The organism is Streptosporangium brasiliense, assembly GCF_030811595.1.
GTDB lineage: Bacteria > Actinomycetota > Actinomycetes > Streptosporangiales > Streptosporangiaceae > Streptosporangium > Streptosporangium brasiliense.
In genome coordinates, this window is the sequence record NZ_JAUSRB010000002.1 from 5,998,816 (window position 1) to 6,015,653 (window position 16,838).

Here is a 16,838-nt window from a genome sequence, read left to right on the forward strand (position 1 = left end):
AGATCCCGCCCGTCCGGTGAACGGGCGGGATCTCCGGACGCCGGTCTCAGCCGCTGACGCGGATGGTGCCGCTCACCTGCGCCGGTTCTACGCCGGTGTCGTAGACGAGCTCTCCGTTCTTCTTCCAGACCTTGACCGTCAGCTTGTCGTGCGTGCCCGAGTCGACCGTGGTGATCTCGAAGACGACGTCGACGGTCTTGTTGACCTTTCCTGCGCCGCGCAGGATCGCGGTGTCCCCGTTGACGGCCAGCACCGCGGCGGAGGCGGCGCGGAGGTCGAACCCGGGGGCGGTGTAACGCAGCCCGCCGGTGGGCGTGGCCGCCTTGCCGCGGTAGCGGGCGGTCACGTCCAGGGTCGCCTCGCCCTTCTGCCCGGCGCACCCGGCGTCCAGCTTGCACGCCCCGGCGGGGGCGACGGCCTGACCGGCGCCGACCAGCGCCGAGTCCGGGTCGTAGACCAGCACGTACGCCTGCTCGCCCGCCACCGTGGAGGCCGTGGCCGCGACGCCGCGGTCGCCGGTCACGGTCACCGAGATCGGGTACCGCCCCGCCTTGGTGAACACGTGCGACCCGGTGACGGTGCCCTTGCCCCGATGTCCGGACACCGCCCCGGCGACCGGCCGGCCGCCGATCGTCCAGACCGCGGTGCGGATGTCGCCCGCGCCGCTGAACGACGCGCCGAACGGCACCGCCTCGCCCACCCGCACGACCTTCGCCACCGCCGGCGCCTTCAGCGTCACCTGGGGGGCGGCGTCGGTGACGTGGACGGTGAAGCGGGCGCTGCCCGACGCCCCGCCCTCGTCGGTGACCGTGAGCACGACCGTGTGATCGCCCGCCGCGCCGAACGTGTGCTGGAGCTTCAACTGGCCGGCGGTCAGGGCCAGCGGCTGCGGCCCCGCCCCGTCGCCGTAGTCGGCCGTGTAGGTCCAGGAGGTGGAGCCGGGATCGCTGAAGGAACCCATCCCGACCCATTCGGCCCCGGCCTCGACCACGTTGGCAGGCGAGCGCAGCGTCACCGTCGGCGCCGCGTGGTCCGCGGGCACCACGGTGACCTGGAAGGCGGCCGTGGCCGCCAGACCGCCGTCGTCGGTCACCTTCACGGTGACGGGGTAGGCGCCGGGGGCGGCCCACCCCGGCTGGTCCAGCCAGATCCGCAGGTCCGCGTCGGGGGTCACCGGCCGCGGCCCCGCCCCGTCGCCGTAGTCGACGGTGGCCGTCCATGAGGTGGAGTCCGGGTCGGTGAAGAAGACGTGCCGCTGCAGCTTCTGGCCGACCCGCACCTGGGCGTCGTGCCCGGCGTCCAGCACCGGCGCGGTGTTCTGCGCCGCCTCGCCGATCACGTACGGCACCCCGGCCGATCCGGTGTTGCCCGCGCCGTCGGTGACGATCACCAGGGCGGTGCCGGTGCGCGGGGCCGTGAACGTCCGCGTCGCCTTCACGGTGCCGCCACCCGGCCCCGCGATCACCTGGGCGTCCACCGGCGGTCCGTCTCCCCACGCGACCCGGGCGGTGTGGCTGTCGGCCGCGTCGGCGTCGGTGAAGGCCACCTCCAGGGTGAACGGCTTGCCCACCTCGCCCCGCACGGGCGCGGCCGGCGCCTGGACCATCGGGGAGCTGCTGGGTTTGGCGCCCTGGCCGGTCAGCGGCACCGTGTAGGCCGGCTGCCCGCCGTCGGCGGTGGTGAACGTCAGCGCCCCGGTCGCCGGGCCCTCCTGCGTGGGGGCGAACCGCACCTCCACCGTGCAGACCGCGCCGACCGCCAGCTCCACCGGGCAGGCGTTGGCCTGGGTGAACGGACCGGTGACCGCGATCACCTTCAGCGGGATCGGCTCGTTGAGCCGGTTGGTGAGCTTCACCGCGTACGGCGGGCTGACCTCGCCGACCTTCACCGGATCCGGCCAGTTGAGCGCGGGACGATCGAGCAGCGGGCGCACCGTCGCGGTCACCTCCGCCGCGTTGTCGCCGGTCTTCGGGTCGGCCACCTCCGTGCTGTAGCCATGGACGCCGGCCTTCAGCCCGGTCCCGTCCGGGGTGCCCGCCGGGACGGCGGCGGTCACCTCGACCGTGGCCGACCAGCCGGGCTCCAGCACCTTGACCGTGTTGCGGAACCCATCCTTGATCGGCGCGCAGACGCCCCGCCAGGTGTCACAGGCCGCGCCGGTCACCGTCCGGGGGATCAGCACGTCCAGCCGGACGTCGGTGGCCGGGTCGTCGCCCTTGTTGGTCACCGTGGCCGTCCAGGTCACCTTCGAGCCCGGCCCGGGCTCGGCGGCCGAGACCTCCGCGGTGACCTGCAGATCCGCCAGCGCCTCGGCCGGGGTCAGCAGGTACGAGCGGTCCCGCTGGACGAAGCCGTCGCCGTCGGCCGCGCGGTCGCGCACGTAACCCCACACCAGGATCTGGCCCGAGGAGTTGACGTCCTGCACCTTCCAAGCGCCGACGCACGGCTGGGTCGTCTTCGCGGCGTCCTCCGGGCACCACGGCCGCGACAACACACCCGTCAGCGGGTACTTCGTGCCGTCCACCCACATCACAGGACGCTTGTGCCGGCTGAGGTTCGGCCCCTGCTCGAAACCGACGATCAGGCCGTCGTCGTTGACCGCGGTCGCGTCGCCCTCGCCCAGATCGGCCGGCTCGCCGCCCTGCCACGCATAGGCGCGTTTCGGCGTCTGCTGCTCGTAGCGGCCGCACCGCAGCGTGCCGACCACGAGGCCGTGCGCGTTGACGTCGGAGGCCCGGCCGGCCGTCTGCGCGCACCCGGCGACCGGTCCGCCTGGCAGCTTGGTGAGCATGCCGTTGGCGTAGATCGCCGGGCCCGTGTCCGTGGGCAGGCCGTTGGCGTCCTTACCGAGCGCGTGGCCGCCCGCGATCGCGCCGCTGTCGTTGATCCGCAGGGGCTGGTTCTGGTGCCAGTCATTGTCATAGCTGACGCCCGGGACGAACTCGGCGGGCAACGCGTCGGCGGCGCCCCGATCCCAGATCGTGTACTCGAGCCTGCCCGCGTCGCCGACCACCTGGCCGTTGTCGTTCAGCCCGGTGGCGGCGGGCCACTTCGTGCCGTCGCCCCGCCGCAAGTCGGTGACGGAGCCGTCGGCGCGCCAGACGACCGCGTGCTGGGCGTTGGAGCCGTTCGCCGACCCCACGGACCAGCCGGACACCTCGCCGGCCCGGTTGATGTCGAAGGCGCCCGTCTCGCATTTCACCGCGCCGTCGGCGCAGGTCAGGCCGGTCAGCTCGGTGAGCGCGCCGTCCTGCCAGCGCACCGCGTGCCGCTTGCCGTCCTTGCCCATGGCCGTGGCCGCGACCTGGCCGCGGTCGTTCAGCCGCTCCGCGTAGGTCTTCGACACGTCGCCGCCCGGCAGCGTGCCGAGCTCGGTCACCTTGAAGGTACCGAACAGCGCCTTCACCGTGTGCGGGCCGTCCATGGTCACCGTCAGCGGGCCGGGGCCCCGCTTCTGACCGTCGACCACCCACCCGATCGGTACGCGTCCCGCGTCCGGGGTGGCGGTCACCTTCACCGTCGTCCCCGCCCGGTACGCCTCCCGCGCCGGCGCCGCCGCGACGGAACCGCCCGGCCCCGCCGACAACGTCAGCGCGAACTCCCGCAGGTCCGGCTTGGCCACCTCCACGACGTCGCGGTCGGTGCGCACGCCCTTGGCGGTCTCCGCCTTGGCCACGACGTAGTACTGGTCGTCGGCGAGGACGTCGGTGCGCGCGCCGTAGACGCCGTCGCCGGCGGCGCCGTCATCGCTGGCGCCGTCGTCCTTCAGCGTCACGGCCAGGAGCGTCTGACGGTGCTCGACCCCGGCCAGCCACGCCCGCACCGGCGCCCCGGTGACCGGCTGCCCGTCGTCGGTGACCTTGGCCGTCACCATGACCCTGCCGTCCTCGGCCGCCGCGGCCTTGGCCACCACCTGCACCGGGTTGCCGGTGACCCACGCGGTCAGGTCGGCCCGCACCGCCTGCGCGGCCGTGCTGGTCACCTCCAGCGTCCACGCGCCCTCCTGCGGATCGGCGACGCTCAGCCCCTGGTACTGCTGCTTGGCCGCGTCACTGCCCGCCGCGTACGAGGCCGCGACCTTCCCCGACGGATCCCGCAGCGACAACCCCACCGTCTCGGGGAGCACTCCGGTGACGCCGAACGCCGATCCCCGCGGCACCTGCAACGGCACGCTCGCGGTCTTCCCCGGCTCCACGGACACCGTCGGCGCGCCGAACATCGACAACGAGCCGCCGGTGACGGCCGCCGTCTTCTCGTCCTGCACTGCCTGCTTGTCCGTCAGGCCCGTGACGGGCGGGGCGCCGACCACCAGCGACACCAGCCGCGGCCTGACGTAACGCACGAAGTCGTCGTCGGAGAACGTCATGTACGAGTGCAGCGTGGAGGTGATGGGGTGATCGCCCCACCCGGGAAGCAGGTGCAACGCGCTCCACCACGGGACGACGCCGTCGCCCATGAACGGCAGCGGGTAGTTCGCCGTGGTGCACGGCACCAGCCACGAGTCGCCGACGAGGTTGGAGGCCCGCACGCCCTTCAGGTTCGTGATCCGGCCGTTGAACCCCTTGTGCTCCCCGTCGCCGTTCACCCACTCCGTAGTGTTCTCGATCACGGCGGGGAACCAGGGGGACAGCTCCTCCGTGATCGACCGCTCCACCACCATGTCCGCGCACGGGCTGCCCGCGTTCGGCGCGCCCATGGCGATCAGACGGGTCACCGCCGGCTTGTTGTCCGGCGTGCTCGGCATCCGCTCCTGGATGTACTGCCGCGAGATCAGCGTGCCCATCGAATGGGCCACCAGGTTGATGTGGAACGCGCCCGTCTTCTTGCGCACGTCCTCGATGTATGTCGCCAGTTCGTCGACGTTCTGCGCCATGGTGTAGCTCTCGTGGAGCGGGTTCCACTTCTCGCCGGTGTCCATCCGGCCCTCCGCCTGGCCGTCGCCGACGGCGAACACGTTGCCGTCCGGGTGGCCCAGCTCCTTCATGATCTCGTCGAACTCGCCCCAGGTGTCCTGCGCGTCGCTGCGGAAGCCGTGCACCGCCACCACGGGCTTGGGCACGATGGAGATGCGGTTCGCGAGGCCGTCCACCGGGTTGCCCGCGACGTAGAGGATCGCGCCAGGGCCACGGTCCGACAGCGGGTCCGATTTGTTGTCCCAGGCCCAGCCGGTGGTGTCCCAGATCTCGCGGATCGTCTTGGTCTGTCCTGGGGCGAGGTCCACCTGGATCTCACCGGTGACGATGGGCTTCTTGGACTTGTTGTCGGCCAGCCGGATGTAGCCGCGCACCGGATGGGTGGTGCTGTGGTTCCTCACCGTCATGGATATGCGGACCTTGTTGCCCTCGACCGTGCTGCCCCCGATGTCCGGTACCGGGCGCCAGTCCGTGGACGGGTACCGCTGCGTCTCGAGCGTGAACGACTCCAGGCGGGGCGCGTCGACGCCCAGGTCGAGCAGGAAGACATGGTCGGCGACCGAGGTGCCGTACCGGCCGACGACGGCGATCTGGCCGAGGTCGTTGATGCCTGAGGCGTATTTGAGGTAGACGTCCTTGCCGGCCGCGCGCACCAGGTTGGTCAGGTCGGTGGCGACGCCGTTCACGTACATGGCGGCCCGGGGCGCGGCGTGGGCGTCGAACATCACTCCCACGCCGACGCCGTCGTTGTTGATCGCGTACACCCGGCCGCCGTGCGGCACGTCCTGTTCCTGGGCTTCGCCTTCTTCATCCCAGATGACGGGGATGTCTTCGATGTCCGGGCCCGCCCTGTCCACGTAGCCGGCGACCTCGTCATGGTCGTTGACGTCCATGGCCCGGGTCTCGGCGTTGCCGAAGATCAGCAGGTCCCGGCTCAGGTTGAGCGGTTCGCCCGGCCTGGTGCGGAAGGCGCGCCAGTCGATGAGGGGGCCGGAGTCGATGTCGGCGAAACCGACGACCGTCCCGCCATTGGTCATCGCGCTGGGCTCCATGTACTGGTGCTTGAACGCCTGGAGCTTCAGAATGGAGCCGTCGGGGCTCCACACTCCCATCGAGCCCGCGATCTGCCCGCGGTCGTTGATGGCCGTCCCCGCAGGATCCCAGGGCAGGCGGGTGGCCGTGCCGTTCTTGACGAGGAAGCTGGCACTCGTATCGCTGGTTCCGACGATCACCGCGCCTTCGTTGTTGATGTCGCGGGGGGAGCTTACGAGGTAGTCACCGCCGATGATCGCGTGAAGATCCGTGAACGGGTCGGCTTCACGAGAGAACAGGACGGTTTTGGGGTACCTGCCGAGGGGGGAATCGGGGTTCGGGACCTGCCCGACGATCTGTCCCTTGTTGTTGATCTTGCCGAGCTTGCCGTCGGAAGTGTTCATGTCGGCCAGGTGCATGAGCTCGATCGGGCGCGCCGTACTCGCCGTGGTCGCGTCCTGAGACGCGGCCAGCACGGGTAAGGGCGTCGCGAGCGAGCCCAGCACCACGGCGATCAGGGGGTGCGCGATCCGCCGGGCGGAGGCACGATTGAATAATCGGTGCAAAGGGGGTGACTCCATCGCTAAAAGCCGTGCCCTCCCCAGGCACGGCCGGGGAATGTCCGTCACGGATGGTGCCAGCCGCGCTTGCAGGTCACCTGGCCCCGCTTGTTCCGCGCATGTGACGTCTCGCGTGCGGCCGCGGCCCTCCCATCGGCCAGGTCCTGGGCCGCAAGCGGTCCACCGGGCACGACAAGGCTCCTGCAAGGACGATCGGTCACCTTGCCGGGAAGGAGAATTCCCATGTCAAGGGAGCGGCGGCGCGCTGCTCGGGACAGGAGCCGGCTGGGATGGCCACCATCGTTCCACTCCATCGTTTGCTGCCGATGTTCGCGCGGGGGTTCGTGGACGCGTTCGCGGACGTCGGCAGGCGCTCGCGCGGGGAGGTCGTACGGCTCGGCCTGGGGCCGTGGCGGCCCTACCTGATCACCCATCCCGACCACGTCCAGCACGTGATGCGGGACCACTGGACGAACTACCTGCGGGTGGGCCAGGTCTACGAGCCGGTGCAGCGGCTCATCGGCACCACCCTCGCGGGGGAGGGCCCGGACTGGGAGGCCGGTAGGACGGCGCACCAGCCCATGTTCACGGCGCGGAACGTCACGTCGCTCGCCGGGGAGCTGGCGGAGGTGATCGCCGAACGCGTCGGCCTGCTGGACGAGCCGGCCCGGGCGGGCCGGCCGATCGAGGCCACCCGGACGATGGCCGGCCTCGTGGTCGCGGCGAACATCAGGGTGTTCTTCGGAAAGAAGAGCACCTTCGCGGACGGAGAGCGGATGGTCCGGGCGTTCGGCACGGCCATCAAGCTGTCCGGCATCCGCACCATCCTGCCGTTCGTGCCCGACGGCGTCCCGCTGCCCGGCGACCGCGCCATGGCCGGCGCCGTCAGGACGGTCGACGCGCTGGTGTACCCGCTGATCCGCGAGGCGCGGGCGGGCGACGGCCACGACGTGCTGTCCGCCCTGTGCCGGGCGCGCGGCACCGGCCAGGACGCCGACCGGCTGGTCCGCGACGACCTCGTCGCCGCGCTGGTCGCCGCGGACGACACGACGACGCACGCCCTGGCCTGGGTGTGGCCGCTGCTCCACGCGCATCCCGGGGTGGCCGCCCGGCTCCATGCCGAGGTGGACCGGGTCGTCGGCGCCGGACCGGTCGAGCCGTCACACCTGCCGGAGCTGCGGTACACGAAGATGGTCATGCAGGAGGTCCTGCGCCTGTACCCGTCGGGCTGGATCCTGCCGAGGGTCGCCGTCGAGCCCGGAGAGGTGGGCGGAGTCCGCGTCGCGGCCGGCTCGACGGTGCTGGTCTGCCCGTACGCCACGCACCGGCTGGACGCGTTCTGGGACCGCCCGCTCGCCTTCGACCCGGAACGTTTCCTCGACCAGCGCAGGCACCGCTACTCCTACTTCCCCTTCGGCGGCGGCCCCCACCAGTGCCTCGGCCGGCACCTGTTCTTCGTCATCGCGTTGCTCACCGTCGCCACCATCGTGAGCCGCTACCGGCCGCAGGTGGCCAACCCGGGGCGGTTCACCCCTTTTCCCGGCGTGGCGTTGCGCCCCAAGCAGGAGATCAGGCTGCGCCTCATACCCCCGGAGGGCCGAAGTAAGGCAGGAGACCGGTCTGGTCGTGGCAGTTGAGATACTCCATGAGCCCGCCCTCCGGCGGCACGTAGACCTCATGGCCGAGCGTCACGTTTATTTCGGGGGCGAACCTGGCGATGAGTTCGCCCGCGCTCTTGTAGATCGCGAGATGGGTGGGGTGGCTGTGCGCCCACTGTTCGAGATGGGACAGGCTCAGGAACCACGCCAGCGTGGTGGTCTGCACCCGTTCGTCGTTCGACACGGGCAGCTCGGCGAGGCAGGCGGACAGGCAACCGGTCTCATCGGGATGCTCGGTGAGATATCCGACGCCCTCCCGGTAGACGGGCAGCACGCGCTCCTCGAACCAGGCGCGCTCGTCGTCCGGGCAGTGCCTCCAGCCCTGGGGGCTGCGGATGAAACAGAGGTTGCGCGGGGTGGCCACGACCAGGTGACGACCGGCCGAGTCCACCGGCCCTGCCTGCACCGACGCGACCTCGCCGGCGAGCCCGCCGTCCTCGGCGGCGGCGATCCGGTCGCGCATCGACCCCGGGTAGGAATGGCAGACGTTCAGCGCCGCGGGGAACTGCGAGGCCAGGCCCCACGACGGGGAATCGTAGGAGTACGACGTCTCGAAGTGGTCAGGCGGCGCCCACAGGACCTCCGTCCACAGGCCGATCGGCCCGCCCGCCGCCGTCAGGCCTGGGTCGGCCCACGATCCGAGCGGATGCGCGGCCGACCACGCCTTCTCTGCCCCGGCGTCCAGCCAGTAGGCGAGCAGGACGTCGTTGGTGTAGCCACGGCGGTCGACGTGGGTGGCGTGCTCGTACGTCACCGGGGCGTGCGCGCCGCCGAAGCCGTCGAGCATGCGCGCCAGCACCCGCCGGGCCTCCGCGGACCCCCGGTGCTGCACGGCCAGCTGCCGCAACGTGACGCCCGCCGCCTGCTCGGGCAGGCGCAGACTGTAGGCCGGGTACGGGTTCTCGAAACCCGCCGGTCGGATTTTCGCCATGACAGGCCCTTTCAAGCAATTTCGGGGGAAGAGGAAGTCCCCGGGGGACAGGGCTCACCCGGGCGGTCCGGCTACGGCAGGCGCGGCCGCACGTGCACCCACACGCCGTCCTTGACGCGGAGATGGCTGGCCACCCGGACCCGGGTCTCGCGTCCGGGAACGGGCGTCAGGACGCGGCGCTGACCCGCTCCGGCTCGCCCGGCCGCATCTCGGTGCCGGACAGGGCGCGCACCATCACCTGCATGCTCAGCCGGTCGCAGGCCGCCGCGATGTCGAAGGGCTCGCCGGCGCGCGTCCGCGCGGTCCAGTCGTGGAAGGCCTCGTCGATGACGTCCACCATGGTGTCCGCGAGGCCCGTCAGCCGCCGCCGGTGGAAGGCGGGCTGAATGAGCCGGCGCTGCCGCTTCCACACCTCGCCCTCGACGAAGGGCAGCGCGTCGCCCATGAGCGTCCGGATGCCGTCCCAGACGGGGCCGCTCTTGACGTAGTTGCGCGCGTTGTCCACCAGGAGGTGTTGTGCATGCCGGGGGGTGGCACACCACGGTGAGCTTCGTGAAAGCGAGGTCCGGATCGAAGATGTCGCCGTAGGCCGCCCGGGTTTCCCGGATGAAGGCGAGCCCCTTTCGCAGGAGGGCCAGCGGGTAGCCGGGCACCTTCGGCGGCGTCCGCCTGTCAACCGGTCGCACGGGCGGACCTCGCTCTGCGGCGCTCCACGGGCACGAGGTGCAGCTCTATCGGCTGCTTGGGGCGCAACGCCGCCGGGAGGGGGCTGATCGGGCCCGGGGTGCGCACCTGCGGGTGGTGGCGGCTCACGATGGTGGCGAGGGTGAGCAGCGCGACGACGGAGAACAGGTGCCGGCCGATGCACTGGTGGGGGCCGCCGCCGAAGGGGAAGTAGGAGTACCGGTGGCGGCGGTGCTCGTGGCCGGGGGAGAACCGTTCCGGGTCGAACTCCAGCGGGCGGTCCCAGAACTCGTCCAGCCGGTGCGTGGCGTAAGGGGAGATGAACACCGGGGAGCCGGCGTCGATGGGCACACCGCCGATGTCGCCGGGCGCGACGGGGAAACGTTGCATGATCCAGCCCGACGGGTACAGGCGCAGGACCTCCTGGACGACCATCTTGGTGTAGCGCAGCTCAGGGAGGTGTTCCTGGCGGACCGGCCCCGTGCCGACGACGTGGTCGATCTCCTCGTAGAGCCGGGCGGCCACCCGCGGGTGGGCTTGGAGCAGCGGCCAGACCCAGGCCAGGGCGTGGGTCGTCGTGTCGGTGCCGGCGACGAGGGCGGCGACGAGGTCGTCGCGGACCAGCCGGTCGGCGTCCTGGCCGGTGCCGCGCGCCCGGCACAGGGCGGACAGCACGTCGTGGCCGTCGTCCTGCCGCGCCTTGCGGATCAGCGGGTACACCAGCGCGTCGATGGCCTCGACCGCGCCGGCGAAGGCGCGGTCGCCGGGCAGCGGGACGGAGTCGGGCACGAACGGCATGATCTGGCGGACGTTCATCCACTTGACGGCCGTGCCGAACTCCCGGGCCAGCCGCCTTCCTTCGGCGAAGGAGCTCTTCTCGCCGAAGAAGAACACGGTGTTCACGGCGACCACGAGGTCGGCCATCGTCCGGGTGGCCTCGATCGGCCGGCCCGCCCGGGCCGGCTCGTCCAGCAGGCCGACGCGTTCGGCGATCACGTCCGCCAGTGTCGAGGTGAGCGACGTGACGTGCCGCGCCGTGAACATGGGCTGGTACGCCTTCCTACTGGCCTCCCAGTCCGGGCCCTCACCGGCGAAGGTGGTGCCGAGGAACCGTTCCACGGGGGCCCAGACCTTGCCCATCCGCAGGTAGTTCTGCCAATGGTCCCGCATGACGTGCCGGACGTGGTCGGGATGGGTGACCAGGTAGGGGCGCAACGGCCCGAGGTTGAGCCGGACGATTCCGCCGCGGGATCGCCTGGCGATGTCCGCGAACGCGTTCACCGGGCCGCGCGCGAGCAGCGGCAGCATACGACGGAGGGGAATGACGGCGGCCTGTCGGCCCGGTTCAGCGGTGGTGCCGGTCGGGACGGACATGTGTGTTCCTCGACAGTTCGGGCTGCTGAAGGATACGAGCCCGGTCACCGTGGCCAATCGTCCTTGTCGGGCGCTTGTGGTGTCCCGGCGATTCCTTGCGGGCCGCTTGCCGGCGCGGGGCTCAGTGGTCGCGGCGCATCGCCCATCCGGCGATCCCGGCGAGCTCGTCGCGCCCCGCCTCGCGCGGTTCGGCGCGGTCCAGGCAGGCCAGCGCCAGGCCGATCTGGCGGCGGCCCTCCGCCTCCACCGCCGTCCGGCCGCCCGCCGCCTCGATGAGGTCAGCCATCAGCGCGCATTCCCGCCCGTCGGGCGGCGCCGCCCGGCGGTACAGCGCCGCCAGCCGGCGGCCCGCCTCGCCCGCGTCCGCCAAGGCGGTGATCACCGGCAGCGTCTTCTTGCGCGCGGCGAGATCTGCGCCGACCGGCTTGCCCGTGCGGTCCGGCCGGCCCCAGATGCCCAGGATGTCGTCGGCGCACTGGAAGGCCACCCCGAGATGCCGGCCGAAGCGGCCGAGCTCACGGGCCCGCTCCCCGGACGAGCCGCCCAGGAGCGCTCCGAGCGTGCACGCGCCGCCGAGCAACGCGCCGGTCTTGAGCTCGGCCATCGATCGGTACTCCGCCGCGCCGACGTCGTCGCGGGACTCGAAGGCCATGTCGTCGCTCTGCCCGCGCATGAGATCCGCCATGGTGCCGACCAGGACGCCGGTCACGTCCGGATGCCCCGTGCCGGCGAGCACCTGAAGCGCGAGGATCTGCAACGCGTCCCCGGCGAGCACGGCCGCCCCGACGCCGAAGCGCACCCACGCCGCGGGCCGATGCCGCCGCACGCGGTCCGCGTCCATCACGTCGTCGTGCAACAACGAGAAGTTGTGCACCAGCTCCACCGCCACCGCCCCGGGGATCGCGCGCCGGTCCTCCCTGCCCACCGCGCGCGCCGCGCCCAGCACCAGGGCCGGGCGCAGGGCCTTGCCCGTCCCCCCGTACGCCGCCCCGTCCGCCCAGCCGAAGTGGTACTCCGCCACGCGGCGCTCCGGATCGGGCAGGGCGGCGACCGCCCGGCGCAGCGCCGGCCGCACCAGCGCCTCCGCCTCCGCGAACGCCCGCGGCGGCGGCTCGCCGGCGCGTCCGGCCGATCGGTGGGACAACACTCCATCACTCAGCTCGCTCGACATCGGCGATCTCCTCAGGGAGTAGCCCGGGACATGTGAAGCAGGCGACTTGGGCCCGGCCAACGTGGCTTGTCATCCTTGTGGGCCGCTCAAAAGCTCACATTCCGCCGCTCAGCCCCGTCGCGGCGCCCTTCCTGGCCGGATGCGCCCACAAGCCCGTCCGCGGCCGGCGACCAGCGAACGACAAGGACGCCAAGCACGCTGGCTCCAGCAGAAGTCGCAAGGAGCTTCCATGGACACACCGCCCCCCATGCGCATCGACCTCCCGCCCGCCTATTGCCCGATCCCCCCGGCCATCAATGACAACTTCGAAGAGTGCAGGCGCCGCGGCCTGGCCTGGATGAGCGAGCACGGATTCTGCGCCGACGACGCGGCCAGGCTCCGGGTCGCCCAGACCGATTCCGCCGAATGGTGCGCCCAGGCCATGCCCCACGCCAGTCCTGAGCGCCTGCAGGTCGCCACGGACTGGACCTACCTGATGTTCGTCTTCGACGACCTGTTCTGCGACACGGGCGAGAGCAGCACGAACACCGACGCCTTCGTCGAGGCCGCCGCCCGCATCATGCACCTGTTCGAAGCCCCCGACGGCGCGACCATGGACCCGGCCAACCCCTTCACCGCCCCCATCCGCGATCTCGCCCTGCGCGTCCGGCGCTGCGCGACCCCGGCCCAGGTCCGGCGCTGGATAGAGGCGCACCGCACATGGCTGCTCGGCGTGGCCTGGCAGATCGCCGCCCAGTCGTCCGGGACCCCACTGAGCCTCAACGACTACACGGTCATGCGCCTGGGCACCTGCGCCGGCCTCCCCTGCGCCGCGATGGTCGAAGAGGACGAAGTGCCCGCGAACGAACTGAACAGCCCCAAGGTGCGCGCACTCACCGAGGCCGCCTGCCTCACCGCCGGCTGGGACAACGACCTGGCCTCCTACGGCAAAGAGCTCTGGCACAGACAACAGACCCCCGATGCCCGGCCGGGCATCGCCACCAACCTCGTCGACGTCCTCATAGATCTGTACGGCCACACCCGCGACCAGGCCCTGGAAGAAGCCACCCGGCTGCGCGACCACACCACGCACCTGTTCATCCGGCTGCGCGAGCAGGCGCTGCCCACCGCCGGCGCCCCGCTGCACCACTACCTCAACGCCCTGAGCACCAGCATCCGCGCCACCCTCGACATCGGGCTCACCACCGCGCGCTACACCAACCCCGACGGCGCCCACCCCGGCGCGATCCACATCACCTCAAGCCTGACCGACACACCACCGATCGCGGCGGCGAACCCCCTCCCCATCCCGGCCATCGCCTGGTGGTGGGACCTGCTCGACCGCCGCGCCGGCTGAGCCGTAGGGGAGCGGGAAGGCGCGGCACAACTCCCGCACCGAGGCGGCCACCCGCCCGCGCACCCCGGCCGCGCCGCCGGGGAGCGCGTGCACGGCGTGGTGGAGTGCGCGGCGTCGATCGGGGTCGGGTGCAACCCCGCGGCCACCAGCCCGGCGATGTGCGTGATGTCGGCCAGCACGTACGCCCCCACCTCGTCGGCGACGGCCCTGATGCGGCCGAAGTCGATCGACCGGGTATAGGACGTGGTGCCGCACACGATCAGCCGCGGCCGGTGGGCGTGGGCGGCCTTCGCGAGCTGCCCGTGGTCGATCAGGCCCCGGTCGTCGAGCCCGTAGTGTGCACCGTGTACAGCCGGCCGCTCAGGTTGACCGGCGCCCCATGGGTCAGATGGCCACCCTGGTCCAGCGCCATCCCGAGAACGGTCGCGCCCGGCCGCAGCAGCGACTGCATCACGCTGTGGTTGGCGAAGCTCGCGCAGTGGGGCTGCACGTTGACGTAGCGGGCGCCGAACGCCTCCTTGGCCCGCTCGATCGCCAGCTCCTCGACCTGGTCGACGTACTCGCAGCCGGCGCGGTAGCGCCCCCCGGGTAGCCCTCGGCGGTGACGTTGACGATGGTCGCGGCCGAGGCGGCCGGCACCGACGCGTCGGTGCCGCCGTTGGAGGCCACGAGCGACAACGACTCCGACTGGCGGCCTCACAGCGTGGCCGGTCCACCTGGTGTGCCGGCGATCTGGGTGACGAGGAAGTCGAGTCGCTCCGTTTGGCCGTTCGGGGGGATGCGGCCGCTTTCCGACAGGGCGGCTATGCCGTGCAACGCGCTCCAGGTGACTTCGGCGAACAGTTCGCGTCGCAGGTCGTCCGGGCGGAAGCAGCTCACGAACTCGTCGAAGGCGGCGCGCAGTGGGGGCGGCGTCTCGGCGTGCGCGAACTTCACATCGGTCGGCAGGACGAACATGGCCTGGTAGAGGGCGGGCTGTTCGGTCGCGAACTCCAGGTAGGCGCGGCAGACGGCGTGCAGTGCCTGAGGCGGCTCGGGGGTGGCCAGCCGGGCACGGCGCAGGCGGGCCGCGAGTTCATCGAAGCCTTCGATGGCAACGGCGCGCAGGATGGCCTCCTTCCCGTTGAAGTGGCTGTAGAGCACGGGCTGGCTGTATTCGACGCGCTCAGCCAGCCTTCGCGTTGTCACCGCCTCCCACCCTTCGGCCTCGGCCAGTTCGCGGGCGGCCGTGATGATCAGCTGATGGCGTTGGGCGCGTTCACGTTCGCGGCGTTTGGTGATGGCGGACATGGCGGCATCATAGCAACGCTAGACATCATGTCTACGATAGAAATATCGTCGCTACCATAACTAGCGCCGTTAGTGGGAGCGCTGCCGTCGAGGGGGACAACTCATGCTCAGCGCCATCGCCACGGCAGCCGGGCGGGCAGCACCCGGTCGAGCTTGGCCGGCGCCCGCAGCGCGGCGTCGCCGGCGCCGGTGACCGCGCCACTCGCACCGGCGAGCAGCGAGACCGCGGTGGCGATCGCCTCCTCACTTCCCTTGACGACGATCGCGCGCATCAGGCACGTTCCTTCGAGGTATTGGGCAGAGCGAGCACGGCCGCCGCCCCGGCGGTTACGACGCCGGCGCAGACCCAGAACGCCAGGGCGTACCCAGAGGTCGGCGCGCCGGTGTGGGCCGCGGCCAGGGTGGTCAGCGCGGCCAGGCCGAGCGAGCCGCCGACCTGGCGGGAGGAGTTGAGGATGCCGGAGACCAGCCCCGCCTCGCCGGGGCCGACGCCGGCCGTGGCGGCCATGGCGATCGGGGCGGAGGTGAGTCCCATTCCGCCGGTGATGAGCACGCCCGGCAGAACGATGCCGGTGAGCAGGCCACTTTCTGGTGTGATGGTGGCCTGCCAGGCGAAACCCGCAGCCGAGATCAGCGCGCCTGTGGCCAGCAGCGGACGCAGGCCGATCCGGCCGGCCAGCCACGGCGTGGCCTTGGAGGCGACGATGATGGCGAGGGTGTGCGGCAGGAACGCCAGGCCCGCCTGGAGCGCGCTGTAGCGCAGGACCTGCTGCATGTAGAGAGACAGGAAGTACCAGACCGCGAAGCCCGCGGCGCCCAGCAGGAACTGCACGAGGAGCGCGCCGGACACCGAGCGGGCTCGGAAGATCCGCAGCGGCATCAGTGGTGCCCGTGCGAATCTGGCCTGCACCAGGACGAACGTGGCAAGCGCCAGCACGCCCACGCCCATCGGGATCAGCGCGCGCGCCGAACCCCAGCCGTACGCGGGGGTCTGCAGCATCCCCAACTCCAGCGCAGACAGTCCCACCGTCACCGTGATCGCCCCGGTCAGGTCGAGCCCGCGGGTACCGACATCGCGGCTCTCGGCGAGCAGGCGCAGCGCGGCGATGATCGCGACCGCCCCGATCGGCGCGTTGATCAGCAGGATCCAGCGCCACGACAGGTAGTCCGTGAGCAGTCCGCCGGCGAGCGATCCCGCCGCCCCGCCGACCGCCCCGACCGCGCCCCAGGTGGCGATGGCCCTGGCCCGCGCAGGCCCGGCGGGGATCGTGGTGGTGAGGATCGTCAGCGTGGCCGGGGCGACCACGGCCGCGCCGAAGCCCTGGATCGCCCGTGCGGCGATCAGCAGCTCCGGCGTGGTGGCGAGCCCGCCCGCCAGGCCGGCGACCGCGAACACGGCCAGGCCCGCGACGAAGGTGCGCCTGCGTCCGAACAGATCGGCCGCCCGGCCGCCCAGCAGCAGGAATCCGGCGAAGGTGAGGAGATAGCCGTTGACCACCCATTGCAACCCCTCGGCACCCAGGCGGAGGTCGGATTCCATGGCGGGCAGCGCGACGTTCACGATCGACACGTCGAGAACCATCATGAACTGCGCCAGGCAGACAAGGCCGACGATCGGCCAGACGGGGGCGGGCGGCTGGGTGGTGCTCCGCCTGGACGGTGGTGCATCGGCTACGTTTGTCATGATCCGAGATCTCGTCAGTGGTCCAGCGGACCATGGCTTCGTGATGTGCAGTCGTGAGTGGTCTCGAACGCAGCAACGGTGTCGGATCGCTTCACGATCCGACACCATGAGCCGCGGCCCGGCGCGGGGCAGCGCACGAGCTTGCCGGAGCAACCGCCCTGGGCCACACCAGGCAAATGGGCGCGGGGCCGGGAGCGGGACCATC

General features: G+C 71.6%; 10 protein-coding genes and 2 pseudogenes. 2 read left to right on the top strand and 10 right to left on the bottom strand.

The window, feature by feature from the left end:
• Positions 1 to 46: 46 nt before the first annotated feature.
• A complete protein-coding gene (locus tag J2S55_RS35855) occupies positions 47 to 6,511 on the bottom strand; it encodes a PKD domain-containing protein (RefSeq protein ID WP_306870165.1) in 6,465 nt (2,154 codons plus the stop codon).
• Between the two features lie 284 nt (positions 6,512 to 6,795).
• Between J2S55_RS35855 and J2S55_RS35860 the strand changes: the two genes are divergently transcribed.
• Positions 6,796 to 8,142 (top strand): cytochrome P450, encoded by a 1,347-nt coding sequence (locus J2S55_RS35860; RefSeq protein ID WP_306870167.1) that lies wholly within the window; start codon positions 6,796 to 6,798, stop codon positions 8,140 to 8,142.
• Here the strand turns inward: J2S55_RS35860 and J2S55_RS35865 are convergent.
• The 4 genes from J2S55_RS35865 to J2S55_RS35880 all read right to left on the bottom strand — a co-directional run bounded on the left by J2S55_RS35865 (position 8,087) and on the right by J2S55_RS35880 (position 12,323).
• A complete protein-coding gene (locus tag J2S55_RS35865) occupies positions 8,087 to 9,094 on the bottom strand; it encodes a phenylacetaldoxime dehydratase family protein (protein ID WP_306870170.1) in 1,008 nt (335 codons plus the stop codon). The two genes, J2S55_RS35860 and J2S55_RS35865, sit on opposite strands and share 56 nt — an antisense overlap.
• A 166-nt stretch (positions 9,095 to 9,260) precedes the next feature.
• The gene (locus J2S55_RS35870) at positions 9,261 to 9,599 is read right to left on the bottom strand and encodes a cytochrome P450 family protein (RefSeq protein WP_306870173.1); all 339 of its coding nucleotides are present in this window, start codon (positions 9,597 to 9,599) and stop codon (positions 9,261 to 9,263) included.
• 167 nt (positions 9,600 to 9,766) lie between these two features.
• On the bottom strand, positions 9,767 to 11,152 hold the full coding sequence (locus J2S55_RS35875) for a cytochrome P450 (protein WP_306870175.1): 1,386 nt from the start codon (positions 11,150 to 11,152) through the stop codon (positions 9,767 to 9,769).
• A gap of 121 nt (positions 11,153 to 11,273) precedes the next feature.
• Positions 11,274 to 12,323 carry a polyprenyl synthetase family protein gene (locus J2S55_RS35880; RefSeq protein ID WP_306870178.1) on the bottom strand — a complete coding sequence of 350 codons (1,050 nt, stop codon included), beginning with the start codon at positions 12,321 to 12,323 and terminating at the stop codon, positions 11,274 to 11,276.
• Between the two features lie 229 nt (positions 12,324 to 12,552).
• On the opposite strand from J2S55_RS35880, the gene J2S55_RS35885 reads away from it, so the two are divergent.
• On the top strand, positions 12,553 to 13,659 hold the full coding sequence (locus J2S55_RS35885; protein WP_306870181.1) for a terpene synthase family protein: 1,107 nt from the start codon (positions 12,553 to 12,555) through the stop codon (positions 13,657 to 13,659).
• Between the two features lie 143 nt (positions 13,660 to 13,802).
• On the opposite strand, the pseudogene J2S55_RS48430 reads toward J2S55_RS35885, so the two are convergent.
• The 5 genes and pseudogenes from J2S55_RS48430 to J2S55_RS35910 form a co-directional block, all read right to left on the bottom strand.
• Positions 13,803 to 13,973 (bottom strand): annotated as a pseudogene (locus tag J2S55_RS48430) (serine hydroxymethyltransferase); the annotation flags it as partial.
• On the bottom strand, positions 13,970 to 14,359 hold the full coding sequence (locus J2S55_RS35895) for a PLP-dependent aminotransferase family protein (protein ID WP_306870187.1): 390 nt from the start codon (positions 14,357 to 14,359) through the stop codon (positions 13,970 to 13,972). The pseudogene J2S55_RS48430 and the gene J2S55_RS35895, both read right to left, overlap by 4 nt.
• Positions 14,356 to 14,949 carry a TetR/AcrR family transcriptional regulator gene (locus J2S55_RS35900; protein ID WP_306870188.1) on the bottom strand — a complete coding sequence of 198 codons (594 nt, stop codon included), beginning with the start codon at positions 14,947 to 14,949 and terminating at the stop codon, positions 14,356 to 14,358. Before J2S55_RS35900 ends, J2S55_RS35895 begins: the two co-directional genes overlap by 4 nt.
• Positions 14,950 to 15,074: 125 nt before the next feature.
• Positions 15,075 to 15,194, bottom strand: a pseudogene (locus tag J2S55_RS35905) (transcriptional regulator); the annotation flags it as partial.
• A 26-nt stretch (positions 15,195 to 15,220) separates the two neighbouring features.
• The gene (locus J2S55_RS35910) at positions 15,221 to 16,633 is read right to left on the bottom strand and encodes an MFS transporter (RefSeq protein WP_306870191.1); all 1,413 of its coding nucleotides are present in this window, start codon (positions 16,631 to 16,633) and stop codon (positions 15,221 to 15,223) included.
• Positions 16,634 to 16,838: the final 205 nt, after the last annotated feature.

Coding starts and splice junctions, on each gene's coding strand:
- J2S55_RS35860 (WP_306870167.1), top strand. CDS start 6,796: ATGGCCACCATCGTTCCACTCCATCGTTTGCTGCCGATGTTCGCGCGG.
- J2S55_RS35865 (WP_306870170.1), bottom strand. CDS start 9,094: ATGGCGAAAATCCGACCGGCGGGTTTCGAGAACCCGTACCCGGCCTAC.
- J2S55_RS35875 (WP_306870175.1), bottom strand. CDS start 11,152: ATGTCCGTCCCGACCGGCACCACCGCTGAACCGGGCCGACAGGCCGCC.
- J2S55_RS35880 (WP_306870178.1), bottom strand. CDS start 12,323: ATGTCGAGCGAGCTGAGTGATGGAGTGTTGTCCCACCGATCGGCCGGA.
- J2S55_RS35885 (WP_306870181.1), top strand. CDS start 12,553: ATGGACACACCGCCCCCCATGCGCATCGACCTCCCGCCCGCCTATTGC.
- J2S55_RS35900 (WP_306870188.1), bottom strand. CDS start 14,949: ATGTCCGCCATCACCAAACGCCGCGAACGTGAACGCGCCCAACGCCAT.
- J2S55_RS35910 (WP_306870191.1), bottom strand. CDS start 16,633: ATGACAAACGTAGCCGATGCACCACCGTCCAGGCGGAGCACCACCCAG.